We start from the raw sequence: 19,401 nt of genomic DNA, 5'->3' as shown, positions 1-19,401 counted from the left end.
GTCATAGTGATGCTGCATCAAATGAATGACGTCAGGATGCTTGCTATGAAAATGGAGGCTTAACCGGTATTGTATAGACTTATAAGAACCTCGGTTAAGGAAGTTGGAAAGGGTGGTTGAAGAATGGATAATACAATATAAGGAAATTGATTCAAATAGGGATAACTTTTATATCATTGCGTAAACGAGGCAAGATGCAGGAAGTATTAAGACAGCATATCGAAAAAATAGTACATCTGTCCGATGAGGAATTTGCATTCGTGCTCTCCCATTTCTCCACCCAAAGCTTTAAAAAGCGTGATTATATTATTCAGCAGGGCGAGCGTGTTCGGTATAATTACTTTGTAGTCTCGGGGCTTTTGAAGCTGGGGTATACAGATAATGAAGGCAAGGATCATGTCGTTTCTTTTGCGATGGAGGATTGGTGGGAAACAGATTATCTGGCTTATCATACGCAAACGCAGGCCACGCAATCATTGCAATGTCTTGAAGACACGGAGATGTTCTGTTTGTTGCTGGAGGATTATAAAAAGCTGTGTGCGGGCCTTCAAAAGATGGAACACTTTTTCCTTGCCAAGGCCAATGCCGGGCATATTGGATCACAGCGGCGTATTATGTCATTTCTTACTTCTAATGCCAAAGAGCGTTACGAACAACTGCTGGAGCGTTATCCTTCCTTGTTTCAGAGAGTACCCAGAACATTACTTGCTTCTTACCTCGGCGTCTCCCGCGAAACCCTTAGCCGGTTATCTTCTTAGTCCTGTTACCGCCTGTTTTGTAATTGTGATATTTGTCACACAAAAGGTCGTATGTACAGCCCACCTTTGCTTGTACAATTTTTAGTAATACTTGTGCCTGCAGCGCTACAAATTAAACTGTTAAACAAATGGAAACACGTATTGTAAATCCCTGGCAATGGCAGGATAAGCTCAGTTATGTGCAAGCAGTGGAAGTGAAACAGCCCGCAGGCACGCTCTACGTTGCCGGACAGGCAGCTGTACATGCAGACGGTACTTCAAGCACTGATGATATGAAAACCCAGTTGGTACTGGCCTTGGCAAACCTTGAAAAGGTTATTACAGAGGCAGGGTATGAACCTAAAAACATTGTCCGGCTAAGTATTTATACCACGGCAGAAGATGAGTTTATGGCCAACTTTGATATTTTCCAGGCTTGGATAGCCAAACACGGCAGTAAACAGGCAACAACTTTGATGGAAGTGAAAACCCTTTTTGAAACGTTAAAGATTGAATTTGAGGCTACAGTAGTGAAATAGGGAGCAGATAAGTTGAAGACGGATGCTATTGCAGCATCCGTTTTTCTTAAATTATTTGGGTAACTCAAAAGTTACATATACATTCGTGTAACTTAAAAGTTACTTATTATGGCAAACGTTATAAATCTTGATTTCTTCTATCCGCATCCGCCTGAGACAGTTTGGGAATACCTGACAAATCCTGAGCTGATAGAGTTATGGCTGATGAAAAATGATTTCCGCCCAATAGTGGAGGCAGACTTCCAGTTACGGACGGACGCCATACCGAGCCTCAATTTCGATGGTATTTTTTATTGTAAGGTATTGGAGATCGCGCCTTTCAGGAAGCTGGTTTACTCTATGAGCGGCGGCCCCGGCGAAGGAAAGATCACACTCGACTCTTTGGTTGTATGGACATTAGAGCCTACGGATAAAGGTACCAAACTGATCCTTGCGCATAGTGGTTTTGACAAGGAAGAGGACCTGAACTTCTTCAAAGGCTTTGCGCAGGGCTGGGTGGAGAAATTCAATAATATCGATAAACTTTTAAAAGCTGCAACGCATGGCCACGCCAACGCTTGATGTATTCCAGGTTATTGGTGATCCCAGCAGACGGAAGATGTTGATGCTGCTTTCTACGGATAGTATGACGATCAACAGCCTGGCTGATAATTTCGACATGAGCCGTCCGGCTGTTTCGAAGCATATAAAAATTCTGCAAAGTGCAGGGTTCATTTCTATCACAGATATTGGCCGGGAACGGTATTGTACATTGAAGAAGGATGGTTTTAAGGAACTGCAAGAATGGATCTCTTACTTTGACAAGTTCTGGACATCGAAACTGAAAAAGTTGGAAGCGCTGTTAAATAACAAGTTGTCTGATTAATAAATGGAGGCATTAAAAAAACTTCTTGAACATTAGATTGTACCTTCCGTGCTTAACGGAAATGAATTATGGATAAGGAGCTGTATATTATCAGACACGGGGAAACCGATTATAATAAATTGGGCATTGTACAAGGACGAGGTGTAAATACTGATCTTAATGTGCTGGGCAGGAAACAGGGAGAAGCATTTTACCAGTATTATAAGCATGTACCTTTTGATAAGGTATATACGTCTGCCCTGAAGCGTACCCACCAGACCGTAGAAAAATTTATAGAAGATAGTATTCCCTGGGAGCAATTGCCAGGGCTTGATGAATTGTCTTTTGGTATTTGGGAAGGCAAGGACAGTAAGGAAGACTGGGTGAGTGCATTCCGCGAAATGAATGATTGTTGGCAGCGCGGACAATGTGATCTGTCTTTTGAAAAAGGTGAAAGTCCAAATCAGGTTTCCAGGCGCCTGCAGGAAGCGCTGAACACTATACTTTCCCGGCCGGCAGAAAAGCGGGTGCTCATCTGTATGCACGGTCGCTCCTTGCTGGTATTATTGTGCATGCTCAATCAATTACCTATTAGTAGTATGGCAAATTTTGGCCATAGCAATACGTGCCTTTATCGCGTGTCTTTTGTTAATGGACAGTTCACTATACTCGAAGCAAATGATATCCGTCACCTGACCGATTCCGCAGGAGCATAACGGTAGCAGCAATGCTGCCTTACTGATCTTGTTGGTTGGTAATGTGTTGGCTGGCGGAGGTAAGATATCGCTCTACTGTACGAGGAGAAACACCTAAGAACTCCCCGATTTCCTGGTTGTTTTTTTGATCGCGGTGCCGCATGAAAAAAGCGGTCCGGAGTTTGGCCGGCATTTGCTGAAGGCTTTCCTGTATCCCCATTTTATCTTCTATAACCCTATCGGGGGCAGATGTTTGACTGCCATTAGCTGGTATCGCGGTGAGATGACGCGCACGTAGCCGGATATCCCGGAGCCGGTTGAGACAACGGTTCTTGATGCTTACATTCAGATAAGCGCCGGCATTGGTGTCTTCAGCCAGCTCATGCCGCTTGAGGTAAAGATTTAAAAAAACTTCCTGCACAATGTCCTTCACCACTTCTTCATCCTGCAAAACCCGGTAAGCCTGATTCGACAATACAACAACGTATCGCCGGTATAATTCGGCGAATTGCTCGTGGTCATTTAGCTTGATCCCCTGCCACAGTTGTTGGTCGCTATATTGACTCAGGTCCTGAATATGGGAGGTTTTGCACAAAGGTATTTTTTGTGCAGGTGCACTATGTTAACTTAAAATGAACTCTTCCTTATTTCTGAAAACGACTGCGGAAAATACTTCTCTGCCGTGTTAGATAACATAGAGAGATATTATGGATACAGATCGGTTGAATTATTTATTGGAGCGTCATGTGGATCATGAACTCTCGCCTGAAGAACAGGTAGAGTTGGATGCCTGGTATGAAGAGCAGCAGCAATCGGGAACAGACATGATAAGCAGCACCGCTGCGCCAAGCTATATAGAAGACATGTCGCGGGATATATTGCACCGTATTCAACAGGGACAGAAGAAAAAACGAGGGCGTCTCATCCACTGGTTGGGCTGGGTGGCTGCCGCATCAGTCGTGGGGCTTGCAACCTTGCTCTATGTATTGAACCCGGCAGAGCGCAGGCAAACATCCCAAGAACTGGCAGAAGTAAAGGTGACAACCAATGATACATATACTGTCAGTGCTGTATCGGCTGATACAAGTTTCTACCTGCCGGATAGCAGCTTTGTTACACTGTCTCCCGGAACAATGATCGCGTGGGGAGCACACTTCAACGACAGCACCAGGACGATCAGCCTGACAAAGGGCAACGGCTATTTCAAAGTGCGCAAAGACAAGTCCAGGCCTTTCATCGTCATAAGCCAGGACATATCCACCACCGCGTTGGGCACGGCTTTCACGGTATCATCGCCTGAATCAGGAAAAGTCGATATCACCCTGCATGAAGGAAAAGTGGTGGTACACACAAAAACACAGCGGTTCAAACCTGTTTACATGATGGCGGGAGAAAACCTTGCAGTGAATGTTACCACACAAATTGCAGTCAGGTCAACAGCGCAAAAGAAACCGTTGACAGTAGTTAAGAACACGAACACTATTCAATCAGCTAAAACACGGGCGCCTGAAGTACTGGAATTCCGCCAGGATACATTAAGCTATGTGTTGAACTCAATAGCAGCCTTTTACAATATCCATATCAGCTTTGATCACGAGGTGGTAGCCATGTCCGACTTTTCCGGAAAAGTCAGACGTAGCGATAAACCTTCAGTGATCCTCCGGAAGATCGCGCTGCTCTATCATCTCGAATTGGTGGAGACAAACGGAAGTTTCCAGTTTCGGAAACAATAATTGAAACATCGTCATTTTTAAAAGCCCTCAAAAAGGGACAGGCATCACCATGCCTAAAACCAACCGTATGTATCAAAGAAATCAATACCGGTATTGCCGGCAAAGGTCTGGCATCCTGCGTAGCGGATTGCTGGCAGTGATCTGCCTGTTTTTCTGCCTGCAGCTCACGGCCCAGTCAACAGCATCTGTGAAAGGGCTCGTCGAAAACCAGCAGGGCGAACCCTTGCAAGGGGTAACTGTACTGCTACAGGTAGGTAACCCGGCAAAAGAAAGCAGCACCTTTACAGATTCAGCAGGTGTATTTATATTCCCGGGCATTCCGTCAGGGCAGCCGGTCATCATCCGCATCAGTTTTGTCGGTTATGAATCACAGGTCATCCGGCGAACATCGCTGAGTGCGGGTAAAGAAGAAGCCATCATCGTTAGCCTTGTACCTAATCAGGCATCCATGCAGGGAGTAGTCGTTGTAGGGTATGGTACCCAGAAGCGGAAAGATGTAACAGGGGCGGTCAGTTCAGTGTCGCAGGACCGGCTGGAAAAAGTACCCAACCTCAACATCGGTCAGGTATTGCAGGGTTCTATCGCTGGTGTCATGGTGCAGCAGACAGGCGCCGGTGCTGCCTCTTCCGAAGAACTGATGGTACGTGGACGAAAGTCCATTCTCGCCAACAATAGTCCCCTCATAGTGGTAGATGGGATACCTTATGGAGGACAACTCAGGGATATCAATGTGAATGATGTACAGTCCATTGATGTACTGAAAGACGCTTCTGCTGCAGCCATCTATGGCTCACGCGGAGCCAATGGAGTAGTACTTATTACCACCAAAACCGGCGCCAAAGGAAAACCGGTGGTCTCCTACGATGGACGATTGTCTACCCAGAAAGCGATCAATGTACCTTACTTCATGAGCGCAGAGGAATTTTATGCCTTTAAAAATATACGCGAACCGGGAAAGATCACGGCTTCCGAACAGAAAGTGTATGATGCAGGACTCACGGAAAACTGGGCAGATCACGTCTTGCAGACGGGCATCGCGCAACAGCACGTAGTATCCGTTTCGGGAGGCTTCCAGCAAACTAAATATTTCATAGGAGGCAGCTACTTCGATGTAAAAGGCGTAACCCTCAACGATAAATACCGGCGTTTCACCACAAGGATTAATCTTGATACCAGGGTCACATCCTGGCTTACACTGGGCACAAGGACACAATTGTCTTTTGATGACCGCAGTGGAATGAGTCCCGATTGGGAAGATGTATTGCGGACCAATCCGCTCACCCGCGCTTACAATGACGCAGGAGAGTTTAATATCTATCCATGGCCGGAATACACCGATATTGGCAATCCGCTCGAACAGGTACGTTATATCAATTCTGATAAAACCAACCAGGTAATCACCAATAACTATGCACTTGTGGAAGCGCCATTCCTGAAAGGCCTGAGCTATCGTATCAACACAGGGGTGCGCAAAACTACATCGGATATCGATACTTATAGAGGACGCAACACCCGTACAGGATTGGAAGCACGTGGCGTAGCCAATACAGAGCGCACATTGCACGACAACCTCGTAATTGAGAACCTGCTGTCCTATGAGCAAAAATTCGGTATCCATCAGATAGGATTTACCGGCCTCTACAGCTATGAAAAAAATATAGGTTCATCCAACATAGTAGATGGTCGTGGTTTCCCGAACGACTTTCTTACTTACTTCGCCATGGCCCAGGCAAACCAGGTCACACCGCTGTATCTCTATAACCGTACCGACCTGATATCACAAATGGCCAGGTTGAACTATAGTTACGACAGTCGCTATCTTATAACCATCACCGGTCGTCGCGATGGTTACTCCGGATTTGGTGCCAATAATAAATGGGGACTGTTTCCATCGGTGGCTATCGGCTGGAATATTTCCGACGAACGTTTTTTCCCGCTGCGGAATGTGTTCGACCGGCTAAAACTTAGGGCATCCCTGGGCAGAAATGGTAACCAGGCCGTCACGGCTTATGAAACCATATCGCGCCTCGCAGAATTGAACATGGTCAGCCTCGATCAGTCCCTCCCTGGATATGTACCTTCCAAACTCGGACAGGATAACCTGGGTTGGGAATCCACAGCATCCGCCAACATCGGGCTCGACTTCAGCATAGCCAAAGGAAGGATAACCGGTGATTTGAATTTCTACCAAACACGTACAAGCGATCTGCTGCTGAACCGCACCATCTCGCTCGTACATGGCATTGGCTCCATAACCCAGAATATCGGCAAAACGGAAAACAAGGGGTTTGAGCTCACCCTGCATTCGGAGAATGTGGTGAAAAAAGATTTTAAGTGGAGCACCTCCGTTAATTTCTCCATGAATAAAAACAAGATCGTATCACTCTATGGGGTGAAAGGAGCAGACGGAAAAGAGATCGACGATGTTGCCAACAGCTGGTTTATAGGAAAACCCATCCTTGTCAATTATGGATATGTATTCGATGGTGTATGGCAACTATCTGAAGCCGATGCCGCCGCAGTATGGGGCTCACAGCCCGGCAATGCAAAGCTGAAAGATGTAACCGGCGATAAAGTGCTCACGGCGGAGGATCGCGAAACGCAGGGACAGCTCGATCCAAAATGGCTCTGGGGCATCACAAACACGTTCAGCTACAAAGGCTTCAACCTGCAGGTATTTCTGCATGGAGTACATGGCATCACCCGGCAAAACAGTTTGCTGCAGGATGCCTCTGCCAGTTCGGAAGTGCGCAGGAATGTATTGAAGAAGAATTGGTGGACACCGGAAAATCCAACCAACGAATTTTACCGGAATGCCGTGAATGCCGAACGAATGAGTGGTATTGCAGCAGTCATCTATGAAGATGCAAGTTTCATTCGTATTAAGGACATCTCACTGTCGTACGACTTCGGAGGCAGGATACTGACCAATGCCGGGCTCAGCCGTCTTCGCCTGTATGCAACTGCCAGAAACCTTTTTACCATCACAAAGTGGACTGCCAGCGATCCGGAGCTCAATGTTGGTCGCGGTGCATTGCCCCTCCAGCGCGAGTTGCTGTTGGGTGTTAATATCTCGCTTTAAAAAATTACAAAATGAAACTGATCAATAAGCTAACAGTCACCCTTATTACCGTTTTGCTGCTCGGCGCCGGTTGTTCTAAAAACTTACTGGAAGAGCGTCCTCCACATATTATCGCCACTGAGACTTTGTACATCAACCTGTCTGGTTTTGAAGCCGGCTTGAATGGACTGTATGCACTCGTACGCAGTGAGCGTGAAGGACTGAATGGAAGTACATCCCTCGTCTGTAACCTCTTCATGAATGGGGTCGATAATATGGTTACCAACCACACGGTAAGTGGGTTTTCGCAAATTGCAGAGAGCTGGGGTGCCATGAACAATCCGGCCAACGCATTTTACTCCGATGTATTTGCCTGGCTATACCAGGTGATCAATTCGGCCAATACGATCATCAACCAGGCCGAAACAAAAGCAGGAGTCGATTGGTCAGGTCCCGGCGGCACGCCGGCATCCAACCGGCTCCGGATCATTGCAGAGGCCAGAGCTGTCAGGGCATGGGCTTACCGCCATCTCAGCTATAGTTGGGGCGATGTTCCTTTAAGCCTCACGGAATCGCTCGGTTCCACCATCCGTACCGACTGGCAGCGCGCATCTGTGGCCGAAGTACGCCGCCAGGTGATCGACGACCTGCTGTTTGCTGAACAGCAGGTGCCGGTAGAACCATCACTCGCCGGTCGAATTACCAAAGGGGCCATCCAGCACTACCTCGCCGAAATGTATCTCGCGGTAAACAAGTCTGACAGTGCCCTCATCTGGGCCGAAAAGGCAATTGCCAATCCCGCCTATAAATTGGTTACACAACGATATGGTGTCAGAGCAGCTCAGCCCGGCGTGGCTTTCATGGATATGTTTTATGATGGCAATGCCAACCGCGAACAAGGCAATAGCGAAGCATTATGGGTGTTCCAGTTCCAGCAGGAAACCAACGGTGGTGGCGCCAATGCCATCCTTCGCCGCGACCACCACAGTCGCTACACCAACATCCGGGTTGGCACAGTGTCGCCACTGATGGTGACGGCCGGTCGCGGAGGTCAGGGATATGGAAGGATGTCGCTCACCAAATGGGCAATCGACAATTATGAACCAAACGATGAACGCGGATCACATTTCGCCATCCGGAAATTTTTTATACTCAATGATGCCGCCGCCAATGCCCCGGTGGGTGCCGACCGTTTACCAGCCGGGTATGCTTACGGAGATACGATCAAGCTGAGCTGGACCAATGATATCACCGCGGCTTCCCGCTCACGCGTCGACTGGCCATTCTCCCGCAAAGCCGATTGGGGTGATCCGCTGACGCCCGGCGGTTCACCTGCCTACAACGATCAGGTATACCTGCGGTTGGCAGAAACGTATCTGCTGAAAGCCGAAGCACAACTGAAACTGGGCCGCCCGGCTGATGCCGCCACTACCATCAATGTTTTGCGCACAAGGGCTAAAGCATCGCCTGTAACAGCTTCAAACATTACGATCGATTTTATCCTCGATGAACGTTCAAGGGAGTTGTTGCTGGAAGAACATCGCCGGTACACACTCTTGCGCACCGGTAAGTGGCTCGAACGGACAAAGCTCCACAACCGCAATGGAGGCCAGTTGATCGCGGCAAGAGATACACTGTTGCCGATACCGCAGACGGTCATCGATGCTAACCTCACCCAGGAAATGAAACAAAATCCAGGATATTAATTTACTACCCGGGACACACCGTCCCGGGTTATTAATTTCATTATGCGAAAACTTTTATACCTCTTTTTACTTTGCTCTTATTCGGCTGCCGCACAACAGGGTGCCCGGTCCGATAGTAGTTTCAGTTTTATCCTGATGTCGGATATACATATACGCCCGGACGTGGCGCCAAAATTCCGGAAGATGATCGATTCGGTCAACCGGATGAAAGATATAGAATTTGTAGTAGCCGCCGGCGATCTCGTCTTCGATGTGATGCGTGGAAACCGGAAGCAGGCAGATTCCTTGTACTCACTATTCCAATCCATGAGCCGGGAATTCAAAGTACCCGTACGACTCGCTATCGGCAATCATGAACTCTTTGGTATCTATCCCGAAAGCCCGGAAGGAACTTCAGATACGGATTATCGATACGGTATGTTCGAACGATATTTTGGCAAAACATACTATTCATTCCGGCACAAAGGCTGGCGCTTCCTCGTCCTCAATTCCATTGATGTAACCCCCGAAAAAAAATACTATGCGGTTATTGGGCAGCAGCAGGTGGATTGGATTAAAAAGGAGCTGCAGGCCATGGATACGACAGCCCCAATAGCCATAGTAACACATATTCCACTGCTGGGCACTTACCAGCAACGATATGCAGAGCCCAATGGCCCCAATGCAAAAGAACCCAATGGCGTGCTGGTATATAACCGGAAAGAAGTGCTCGACCTCTTCGACCGGTATAATCTAAGATTGGTGCTCCAGGGACATATCCACTGGATCGAAGACTTGCAGATCAATAACAAAACCCGTTTCCTCACGGCTGGTTCAGTGGCCGGAAGACCGAGTTGGCGGGGTACCAGCAATGGTAAACGCGGCTTTATGAAGATCACGATAAAAGGAGAAAAAGTTAGCAGCGAGTATATTAGTTTTGACTAAAATACCATATGCCTTCACCTTACCAAACGCTGATCCGCTCACTTTCCGGCTTATACATCTTATCGCCCGGTTGCACATTAAACGCCTTGTAGAACGGCGTAAAGTTCATCAACGGTCCGTTCACCCTCCACATAGCCGGTGAGTGTGCATTCGTATTCACATACATCCGCATGAATGCATCCGTTGTTTTAACCCGCCAGATTCGCGCAATGGAAATAAAAAAACGTTGATCCGGTGTAAATCCATCCAGCTTCGTGACATCCTTCCCCTGTTCCGTCATCTTAAAGGCGTCATAGGCAATGGCGATGCCCGCAAGATCTGCCGTATTTTCTCCCAGCGTCAGAGCGCCTTTCACATGGATGGAATCCAGTACGGTGAATAAGTTGTATTGCTCAAGCACCTGTTGGGTACGCGCCTTGAACTTTTCATAGTCTGCTTTTGTCCACCAATCCGTCACGTTCCCCAGCTTATCATACTGCGCTCCCTGGTCATCAAATGAATGCGTGATCTCATGGCCGATGACCATACCGATGCCTCCATAGTTGAGTGCATCGTCTGCATTCATGTCGAAGTAAGGAGGCTGCAATATGCCTGCCGGGAAAACGATCTCATTCAACGGGGGATTGTTGTACGCGGTAACGGTTGGCGGTGTTGTTTGCCACTCTGTCCTGTCAACCTGCTTTCCAAGCTTTGCCAGCATATACGCGTAATCATTTTTGTTGGCCGACAACCTGTTCTCAAAATAAGTATCTCGTTTTACCTCAACGTTGGAGTAGTCTCTCCATTTGTCGGGATAGCCGATTTTCTCCGTAAAAGCCTGCAGTTTCTCTCTTGCTTTTGCCTTGGTAGAATCGCTCATCCAATCGAGCCTGGTGATCCGGGCTTCAAAGGCTTTTTTCAGGTTATCTACCAGCACGCGCATCCGCTTCTTGGCCTCGTCGGGGAAATATTTCTTCACATACAATTGTGCGAGGGCATGACCCAGTGAGCGATCAACGGCCCTTGTCATTTCTTCCGCACGCGGCTTCATAACTGCCTGCCCGGTGAGCACTTTTGTATAGTTGAAGTTCACATCATTGAAAGGTTTGCTTAAAAGATCCGAATAATTGAAAAGCAGCGAGGCTTTTAAATAGAGTTTCCAATCATTGATGGGCACCGTTGACAGCATACCGTTGAGTTTGTCATAATAAGCAGGCTGGCCCATATTCACCGAGTCTACGGTAGCGCCATAATCAGCCAGTAAAGCAGGCCAGCTAAGATTCGGTTGTTTCTTTGCCAGGTCGGCAACAGCGAGCTTATTGTAGTTCGCTTTTACATCTCTCAATTCAATATTGGTCCTGTGCGCGCCGGCCAGTTGCTTTTCGATCTCATAAACGCGTGCGGCATTTTTTTCCGCCGTAGCAGCATCCGTCCCTGCCAGTTGAAAGTAGGAACTGAGTGCCGTTCGATACGCTTGCTGAATGCCGGCTGTTGAAGGATCTGATTTGAAATAATAATCCCTGTCCGGCAGGCCCAACCCGGCTTGTCCCAGTTGCACAATATTCACCGAACTCTGTTTGTCGTCGGGTCCTACATAAAAACCAATTAGGGACGCATTACCGGCTTTTTGTTCCTCCGCCACCAGCCTGAGTAAGGAAGGCAGGTCCGATATGGCGTCTATCTTTGCCAGGATAGGCTTGATGGGTTCATACCCACGTTTATCAATGGCCACGGTATCCATTCCTGCTGCATAGAAGTCCCCTATTTTCTGTTCGAGGCTGCCGGCAAGGTTGTCGGCGGTGGCTACGCTGTCCAGGATTCCCTGCAACCGGATACGCTGTGGATAGTTCAAAAAAGAATAAGACCCCACGCCCGACTGGCTGGCTGGTATGGCTGCGCTGTCATACCAGGTTTTGTTGACGTACATAAAAAAGTTGTCTCCCGGCTTTAACGCAGTATCGATACCGGTGATCACTACGTGGCCGGGCGCCTTGTCGGCTGTTTGATCACAGCTTACAGCCATTGCCACGACGAGGAACAACAAAAGCAGTCTTGTCATATAGATTGGTTTTAAGAAATGAAGGAATGGGTTAAATGTACGAAAGTGCTGAATCTTTAAGTCGTTATGCCTCACAGCTATTTTCAGAAACTATTATGAAGACTTATTATTAAACGAAAAGGCCATCTCCCTGCATTCTGCAAACACAGGAGATGGCCTCTTCGTTTTCTTATTGTGATATAAGCTACTTAAGCAGGTTCGGATTATTCTGCTCCTCCGCCTGTGGAACAGCGAAAATATACAAAGGACTGTTGGCTACGAAGTTGGTGCCATCTGCAAATTTCAGCGCTGTATGGTACCGGGCTGGCACTTGTTTCACCGTACCATCAGGAGTGGTGATGGTAACCTTGCGATCATTACCACTGCCATCTACATAAGGCTTGCGCACCACGGGCAATTGGTTGCGGATAATATCAGCCAGCGCAAAACCTTCACCCCACAATTCCTTCCGGCGTTCGATCAGAATGGCCTCGATCAGCTGCTCTTTGGTAGCGCCCACCGCGTTGAAAGCCGTGGCGCCACGGGCAGCGCGTAAGGTATTGAGTGCAGCAGCACCATCGGTGATGTTATTCTCGCGCGCATAGCCTTCCGCTTTGATCAGGTGCGCTTCGGCACTTCTCATCAGTACCAGGTCACCGGTTTGGTCGGCACGGAACTTGAACTTCTTGTATTGCAGGTGTCCTTCGCGACCGGGATTGCCATCCCAGGAGAAAAGCGTCTTGCGGATATCGCCAGCTTCAAAAAGGTCGCCAAAGAATGGATCAGCCATGAAGCTGTAATAGTAAGATGATGCGGATGACACATCGAGGAAGTGGAAGCTGTAGCTGCCATCACTCTGACTGGGAATTTCCGGATGTCCCCAGATCCACTCTGAATTATTCACGTCATTGAACCCTTTGCTGTAATCAGCAGCCGGCATCAGTGGATAATTCTTCAAAGCTTCATTGGCGGCTTCTGCAGCTTGTACCCATTTGCCTGTATGCAGGTAAGCACGGGCCAGCAAACCATTCACCACATCTAAGTTGATTTTGTATTTGGCCGGACGCTGGTAGGTGCCCAGCAAACCTTTTGCTTCCTGCAGGTCGGCAATGATCAGCGTGTAGATATCCTGCAACGTCGCTTTAGGATTACCACGTGTAGTATCGGTAGTCGGTGTGGTATAGATAGGCGCAGTTTTGGCCAGAGGATCTTTCAGGTAAGAAAACTGGTAAAAGGAGGCAATGGTGAGGTACGTGTTCGCACGCAATGCCAGGGCTTGCGCTTTCAAAACCTGTTTGGCAGTTGCATCACCGGTCACCTTGTCTACATTGGCAATGATGATATTGTTGTTGTTGATGATCCTGTACAGCTGGTTCCAGATAGCACTGAGGCGACTTTGTGTTTTGTCGTTCATTTGAGTGAACCGGTACACGGGTGCAAAACTGTACTTCGTTGTGATCAAGGCTACATCATTGCCCATGGCCTCGCTGACCAGGGTGAGGGTTTTGTAGCCCGGATTGCCAAACGTGCCGCCATAAAAATCGTCCATCATGGATGCCCAGGTACCTTCCGATAAAGCAGTAAGGTTGGCAACAGTTTTTAAAACGATGTCCTCGGGAACTGCGTTAGAAGGAGAAGTATCTAATTCCTTATTGCAGGCTGACAAACTGATCAGCAGCCCCGCAATCACTATATATAATTTATATGCTTTCATGTAATGATAATTTGAGGTGAACATTATAGGCCTACCTGCAGGCCTACTGAAATAGTTTTCATTTGTGGGTACTGATAATAAGTAGTGCCATCGATTGCCTGCTCGGGGTCCATGCCTTTGTGGCCATAGAAAGTCAGCAGATTTTCTGCAAGGCCATACACTTTGGCTGTTTTTAAACCAATCTTCGACAGCAATTCTGTAGGAAGATTATAACCTAATGACACTTGTTTCAGACGTGCATAAGTAGCGTCATACAGGAAGCGGGTAGAGGTAGAAGTCCAGGCCAGGTCATCAGTTGTGAAACGAGGCACGTTGGTATTCCTGTTGTCGGGCGTCCAGCGGTTAAGTAATTCTGTAGACCAGTTACGGCCTGGTGATACAGCGCCGGAGAGCAACTGAATGTAATCCGCGTCCAACACTTTACCGCCGAGGCTATAAGCAAATACAAATGATAATTCCACTTGTTTATAACTGAGTGAGTTCGTAACACCACCAGTTACATCGGGCAGAGCAGAGCCTGCATAATATTGTGTGCCCTGTGCATAGGTAGTGGTAGTTTCTTTTTTACCATCAGCTGTAGTGCGGTACCACATTGGGTTACCAGTAGCAGGATCAACACCGGCCCACTCGCGCAGGAAGAAGTCATAAACAGATGTGCCTACCATTAGTTTCTTGGTGCCGCTGATGATCTCCTTCTGTGGCAGAGAAGTGATCTCGTTTTTGTTGTGCGCCACATTGATGCCTACTGTCCATCTCCAATCTTTGGTGCTGACAGGCACCACGTTCAATTCCAGTTCTACGCCGGTATTGCGCAGTTCGCCGATGTTGGCGTTCACAGAAGTGAAACCGGTAGAACCTGCGAGCGGCCGGGAGTAGAGCAGGTCTTTGCTCGTTCTTCTGTAATAATTGATAGTTCCGTAGATGCGGTTCTTCAATACACCGAAGTCAACGCCTGCGTTGAAGTTCAGGTTGGTTTCCCATTTCAGCCCGGGTGTTGGCAGGCGCGAAGTGATCACACCTCCATTGCCCAGGTTGTTCTTGATGCTATACAGTGCGAGGTAAGCATAATAGCCGGAAAGGTTATCATTACCGGAAGCGCCATAGCTGGCTTTGATCGTCAATGCACTCAGCCAGTTCACTGATTTCAGGAACTCTTCTTCTGAAATGCGCCAGGAAGCACCGGTAGACCAGAACGTTCCCCAACGTGAATCAGGTGAGAAACGGGAAGAGCCATCGCGACGGGCAGACGCCGTGAAAAAGTATCTGCCGAGGTAATTGTATTGTCCCTGTCCAAAGAAGCTGAGCTTGGCATAGCTGTCAGCATTGCCGGTAAAGTCTATTAACTGCGATGCAGCTACAGGTTCATACAGATCAGGCAGCGCAAATTTTTGACGGCTACCATTTAGTCCGCTGGAGTTCAGTTTGTAAAACTCCTGGCCTGCCAGCAGGTTGATATGGTGCCCTGTACCGAAGTCGAGATCATAGGTAGCAATATTGTTGTAAGTATAAGCGATGAAGCGATTGCTGCTTTTACTTACCGTGCCACCAATGGCAGCGTCTTCTCCCACCAGCGGGTTCGTATAGTACAACGAGTTGCTGTTGATATAATCGAGGTTGAAGCTGGTTTTTACTTTCAGCGCTTTGGTAATAGCTACTTCAAGGAAAGTACGTGTAGAAAGGTTCTCATTCGTATTCCTTGATTTATTCAATGGTAAAGAGCCAATCAGGTTATAGCGTGTCAATGCAGCATTGGGTCTGTAAGCGCCATAGTCGAATTGTTTTTGGCCATTGGCATCAAGCCTGAAGCTGCCATCCGCATTGCGTTGATAGATAGGGTAGAAGCTGGGAATCGTGCGCCCAAACAATACCACATTGGTTTGCCTTGAATCCGCAGAAGTAGGATAGTCCTGCGAAGTGCTGGCGCCGCTGAGGTTGAGGCCCACTTTCAGCCAGGGCTTGGCTTGCAGTGTAAGGTTGCTTCTGAAGTTATAGCGCTTGAAACCGGATGCGAGATAAGCACCCTGGTTATTGGTGTAACCGCCTCCTATATAATAAGTAGATTTTTCACCGCCGCCAGAAAAGCTGAGTTGCGCTTGTGTGTATTTGGCATCCTGTAGCATCCCATCTTCCCAGTCGTCATTCCACAATGGCCGGGCGCCGGCAACGATCTTGCCATCTTCGCCTACCGGTCTTGGAAATGCCGTGCCATAAGGATTGATGCCCAGGTTGGCAACGATATTATTGCTGGCCGTGACGGCGGCCTGCGCAGGCGTTTGACCATTCGTGATCGCTTTGTTGCGTAAAGCTTCCCAGTATAATTCCCAATATTGATCGGTGCCGATCTTTTCGTAATCTTTCACCGCACGGCTGCTCCATCCCTGGTTGATGGTAGCGCTGATGGTTGTCTCGGTACCCTTTCTTCCCTGCTTGGTGGTGATAATGATCACGCCATTGGCAGCGCGGGAGCCGTATAAATTAGCAGCAGTGGCATCTTTCAGGATGCTGATGGTGGCAATGTCTGCGGGATCGAGCGCATTGATATCGCCTTCATAAGGTGCCCCGTCTACCACAAACAGCGGTGCGCTGGAAGCGTTGATACTTCCCACGCCACGGATGCGGATGGCGGAACTATTACCTGGTTGTCCGTTGGCCGAAGTGGTTTGAATGCCTGGTGCCAGACCTTGCAGTGCATTAGTGATATTGGGCGTAAGGCGATTGTTGACCTTATCGGCTGAGATAGAAGTAACAGCACCCGGATAGCCCGATCGTTTTACGGTGGTGTAGGCTACCGCCACCACTTCATCCAATGTATTATTGGCATTTTTGAGTAAGATGGTAATTTCTCCCTGACCTGCTTTTGCTTCTATTTCCGTTGTTTCTCTTCCAACAAAGGAAACCGTCAGCACTGCTTTATCATCTGTTAATGACAGTTCAAATCTTCCCTGGGCATTGGTGGTCGTAGAGCGGGTTGATTTGTTGATGGTAATGGTGGCTCCTTCAAGGGGTTGTTTGTTTTCCGCGGTAAGGACCACCCCGCGGACTTGTTTTGATTGTGCGAAAAGCCCGGCGCTGAATAGTAGCATCAGCGCGAGCATACTTTGTTTTTGTAGCATATACTTGTTAATTAATAAGCAATAGTTTCCCCCTTCACCATCATGACATGATCGTGAACGGCAAAGCAAATCCTGCACAGCCCATAGCAAGGACCGGCCAGCAACTTTAGTAGGTGTTAATAAGGATTGTCAACCTGTACAGCAGTAGCAAACTCACAGCACATACAAGTCTCACAGCTATCATAGGGGGTGTTATGATATAGCTGTTGTCTTTTCGTATTCGTTGAGGCGGCAAATATAATAGAAAAATAAACCCCACTAATGTAGTGGACTTAAAATGTGCAAAAGGAATGGGTAAGTGGTGGATGAAAAGGATGATTGACGTGAACTTGATAATTTTTTATCACGATTTGTGTACATGATAAGAAAGGTTGTCCGTCTCTCATGAGCGGATAACACGATAAAACTCATCACGGTATTTGTCACCGATCGGTATAACGGTATCGCCAATGAAGATGCGGCTTCTTTCTACTGCGGTTATGTGGCGTATGTTGACGATATAAGAACGGTGTACCCTGCAAAAAGCCGCAGCTGGCAACTGATCTTCGATCGATTTAAGCGTTTGCAAAGTCATCACCCGCCCATCTGCGGTTTGCAGCGATACATAATTTTGAAGACTCTCTGCGTACAATAATTCTTTTAATAAGATCCGCTGGATGCGGTGTTCCGTTTTTACAAACAGATAATCGATGGTGTCTACAGCAGGAGCCGTAGCAGCAACCTGGGCTGGCAATGATGCATGTTGAGAAAGTTTCAGCGCTTTTTCGGCCGAACGGTAAAACCTGTCAAATGAAATAGGCTTCAGCAGGTAATCTACTACATCGTGCTCATAACCTTCCAGTGCATAATCCGGATAAGCTGTAGTGAGTATGAACAGTCGCTGCTTACCGGCAATCTTCATCAGTTGCAGGCCACTTAGTTCAGGCATCTGGATATCGAGAAAAACGAGATCGATCTGCTTTTGGCGTAACATGTCAAGCCCTTCAATGGGGCTGGTAGTGCTGCCCACCAGCTCCAGGAACGACGTTTTATATACGTAGTCGGCCAGTATGTCAACAGCCAGCGGTTTATCGTCGATGATCAAACAACGCAATATCATGCAGCCAATTGAAGTGTTAAATGGATCGTATAATCTGTTCCTTCGGTGATCTGCAGTTGGTGCCTGCCGGGATATAATAGTTCGAGCCTGCGTTTTACATTAGCGAGGCCAATGCCAGGTGTCTTGTCTTTCTGGCTGTTGTTGTATTTGTTGCGTACCGTAAAGTCGATACGGTCATTCGATGCCTGCAAGTGAATGTGAATCGGGTGTGCCGGATCATTCAATATACCATGTTTAAAGGCATTTTCCACAAAAGCAACAAACAGCAATGAAGCCACCTGCTGTGAACCTACATATCCTTCGATCTCAAATTGAATATACGCATTTCCCTTGGCGCCGATCCGTTGTAACTCTACGAGGTTGTTGAGGTAGTCGATCTCGCTTTGCAGGGCAACGAAATCACCGGCTCCTTCCCGGAGCATGTAGCGTAATAATTCTGATAGCTTCAACAGGGCTTCCGGCGCCTGATCTGATTTCTGGTAAGTAAGCGCATAAATATCGTTGATGGTATTGAACAGAAAATGAGGGTTGATCTGTGAGCGCAGGAAGGCTAATTCTGTAGTCAGTTTTTCACGCTGCAGCGCTTCCTGCCGGTTGCGGTTGCGTACCCAGCTTTCGGCAAAGAAGTATACCAACCCATACACGAAATACTTGGGGAAATAATACCAGAATATATTCATGAAGTAATACGATATGGGCACCTTCCTGCCAAAGTAGTTGTCGAAACCAAACACCGGTTTGAAGATCCCATACTCCATCAGATAGCGCCAGCCAACCACTGCAACCCACAGCGATAAAAACAACAATAAGCCCTGTAAATAACGTTTCTTGATGAATAAGTAAGGCATCACCACCAGGCAGCTGCCGTAAAAACACAAAGCGCTGATGGAATAATAGCCGATAGTGATCGTCACTCGCTGAATAAAAGCGTGGAAGCTCTTGAATTCTCCTTGGGCAGAAGGGTAGGCATTCAGCCCAAAGTTGGGAAGGATATCGTTTAGGATCAGCAGCAGCCATACCGCCACATGCAGCAACACGATATATTTTCGCTTCATCCCCTAAATATATTGACTGGCAGGCTATAACCTCCATTCCTGCTGCACTTATTGACCAAATGGCTATTATCAGGGATGAATCGGTTACCCGGTTTTCGTCAATACTCTTTTCTGGTTTGTCAATCGCTTCCGGACAGTTTGTTCTTTCCCGGCCATCTTTGGTG

At 47.7% G+C, this 19,401-nt stretch carries 15 protein-coding genes; 9 read left to right on the top strand and 6 right to left on the bottom strand.

The window, feature by feature from the left end; genetic code table 11:
• Window positions 1-194: 194 nt before the first annotated feature.
• The 5 genes from AC5JBY_RS18360 (at window position 195) to AC5JBY_RS18340 (ending at window position 2,836) form a co-directional block, all read left to right on the top strand.
• Window positions 195-758, top strand: coding sequence for a Crp/Fnr family transcriptional regulator (locus AC5JBY_RS18360; protein ID WP_495906092.1), 564 nt, complete (start codon window positions 195-197; stop codon window positions 756-758).
• A gap of 128 nt (window positions 759-886) precedes the next feature.
• Window positions 887-1,276 carry a RidA family protein gene (locus AC5JBY_RS18355; protein WP_495906091.1) on the top strand — a complete coding sequence of 130 codons (390 nt, stop codon included), beginning with the start codon at window positions 887-889 and terminating at the stop codon, window positions 1,274-1,276.
• 108 nt (window positions 1,277-1,384) lie between these two features.
• A complete protein-coding gene (locus AC5JBY_RS18350) occupies window positions 1,385-1,837 on the top strand; it encodes an SRPBCC family protein (RefSeq protein ID WP_495906090.1) in 453 nt (150 codons plus the stop codon).
• Entirely contained in the window at window positions 1,818-2,141 is a 324-nt protein-coding gene (locus tag AC5JBY_RS18345; RefSeq protein WP_495906089.1) for an ArsR/SmtB family transcription factor, read from the top strand. The genes AC5JBY_RS18350 and AC5JBY_RS18345 overlap by 20 nt, the downstream gene beginning before the upstream one ends.
• Before the next feature lie 68 nt (window positions 2,142-2,209).
• Complete coding sequence (locus tag AC5JBY_RS18340; RefSeq protein WP_495906088.1) at window positions 2,210-2,836, top strand: histidine phosphatase family protein; 627 nt, start codon at window positions 2,210-2,212, stop codon at window positions 2,834-2,836.
• A 19-nt stretch (window positions 2,837-2,855) separates the two neighbouring features.
• Here AC5JBY_RS18340 and AC5JBY_RS18335 read toward each other — a convergent pair whose 3' ends face one another.
• Window positions 2,856-3,410, bottom strand: a complete 555-nt coding sequence (locus AC5JBY_RS18335) for an RNA polymerase sigma factor (protein WP_495906087.1) — start codon at window positions 3,408-3,410, stop codon at window positions 2,856-2,858.
• A 112-nt stretch (window positions 3,411-3,522) separates the two neighbouring features.
• Between AC5JBY_RS18335 and AC5JBY_RS18330 the strand changes: the two genes are divergently transcribed.
• The 4 genes from AC5JBY_RS18330 to AC5JBY_RS18315 all read left to right on the top strand — a co-directional run bounded on the left by AC5JBY_RS18330 (window position 3,523) and on the right by AC5JBY_RS18315 (window position 10,239).
• Window positions 3,523-4,548: a FecR family protein gene (locus AC5JBY_RS18330; RefSeq protein ID WP_495906086.1), complete on the top strand. Its 1,026-nt coding sequence runs from the start codon at window positions 3,523-3,525 to the stop codon at window positions 4,546-4,548.
• 67 nt (window positions 4,549-4,615) lie between these two features.
• Window positions 4,616-7,630 carry a SusC/RagA family TonB-linked outer membrane protein gene (locus AC5JBY_RS18325; RefSeq protein WP_495906085.1) on the top strand — a complete coding sequence of 1,005 codons (3,015 nt, stop codon included), beginning with the start codon at window positions 4,616-4,618 and terminating at the stop codon, window positions 7,628-7,630.
• Between the two features lie 11 nt (window positions 7,631-7,641).
• Window positions 7,642-9,315, top strand: a complete 1,674-nt coding sequence (locus AC5JBY_RS18320) for a RagB/SusD family nutrient uptake outer membrane protein (RefSeq protein WP_495906084.1) — start codon at window positions 7,642-7,644, stop codon at window positions 9,313-9,315.
• A 42-nt stretch (window positions 9,316-9,357) separates the two neighbouring features.
• A complete protein-coding gene (locus AC5JBY_RS18315) occupies window positions 9,358-10,239 on the top strand; it encodes a metallophosphoesterase family protein (protein WP_495906083.1) in 882 nt (293 codons plus the stop codon).
• A gap of 19 nt (window positions 10,240-10,258) precedes the next feature.
• Here AC5JBY_RS18315 and AC5JBY_RS18310 read toward each other — a convergent pair whose 3' ends face one another.
• From AC5JBY_RS18310 to AC5JBY_RS18290, 5 genes are all read right to left on the bottom strand, one after another.
• Complete coding sequence (locus tag AC5JBY_RS18310; protein WP_495906082.1) at window positions 10,259-12,277, bottom strand: M13 family metallopeptidase; 2,019 nt, start codon at window positions 12,275-12,277, stop codon at window positions 10,259-10,261.
• A gap of 184 nt (window positions 12,278-12,461) precedes the next feature.
• On the bottom strand, window positions 12,462-13,970 hold the full coding sequence (locus AC5JBY_RS18305; protein WP_495906081.1) for a RagB/SusD family nutrient uptake outer membrane protein: 1,509 nt from the start codon (window positions 13,968-13,970) through the stop codon (window positions 12,462-12,464).
• 23 nt (window positions 13,971-13,993) lie between these two features.
• Window positions 13,994-17,083, bottom strand: a complete 3,090-nt coding sequence (locus tag AC5JBY_RS18300) for a SusC/RagA family TonB-linked outer membrane protein (RefSeq protein WP_495906080.1) — start codon at window positions 17,081-17,083, stop codon at window positions 13,994-13,996.
• 382 nt (window positions 17,084-17,465) lie between these two features.
• A complete protein-coding gene (locus tag AC5JBY_RS18295; protein WP_495906079.1) occupies window positions 17,466-18,182 on the bottom strand; it encodes a LytR/AlgR family response regulator transcription factor in 717 nt (238 codons plus the stop codon).
• A complete protein-coding gene (locus AC5JBY_RS18290; protein ID WP_495906078.1) occupies window positions 18,179-19,237 on the bottom strand; it encodes a sensor histidine kinase in 1,059 nt (352 codons plus the stop codon). The genes AC5JBY_RS18295 and AC5JBY_RS18290 overlap by 4 nt, the downstream gene beginning before the upstream one ends.
• Window positions 19,238-19,401 lie beyond the last annotated feature (164 nt).

It is taken from the genome of Paraflavitalea sp. (genome assembly GCF_059502485.1).
Note: the sequence above shows the minus strand (reverse complement) of the source record. Positions and strands in the feature narration are given on the sequence as shown.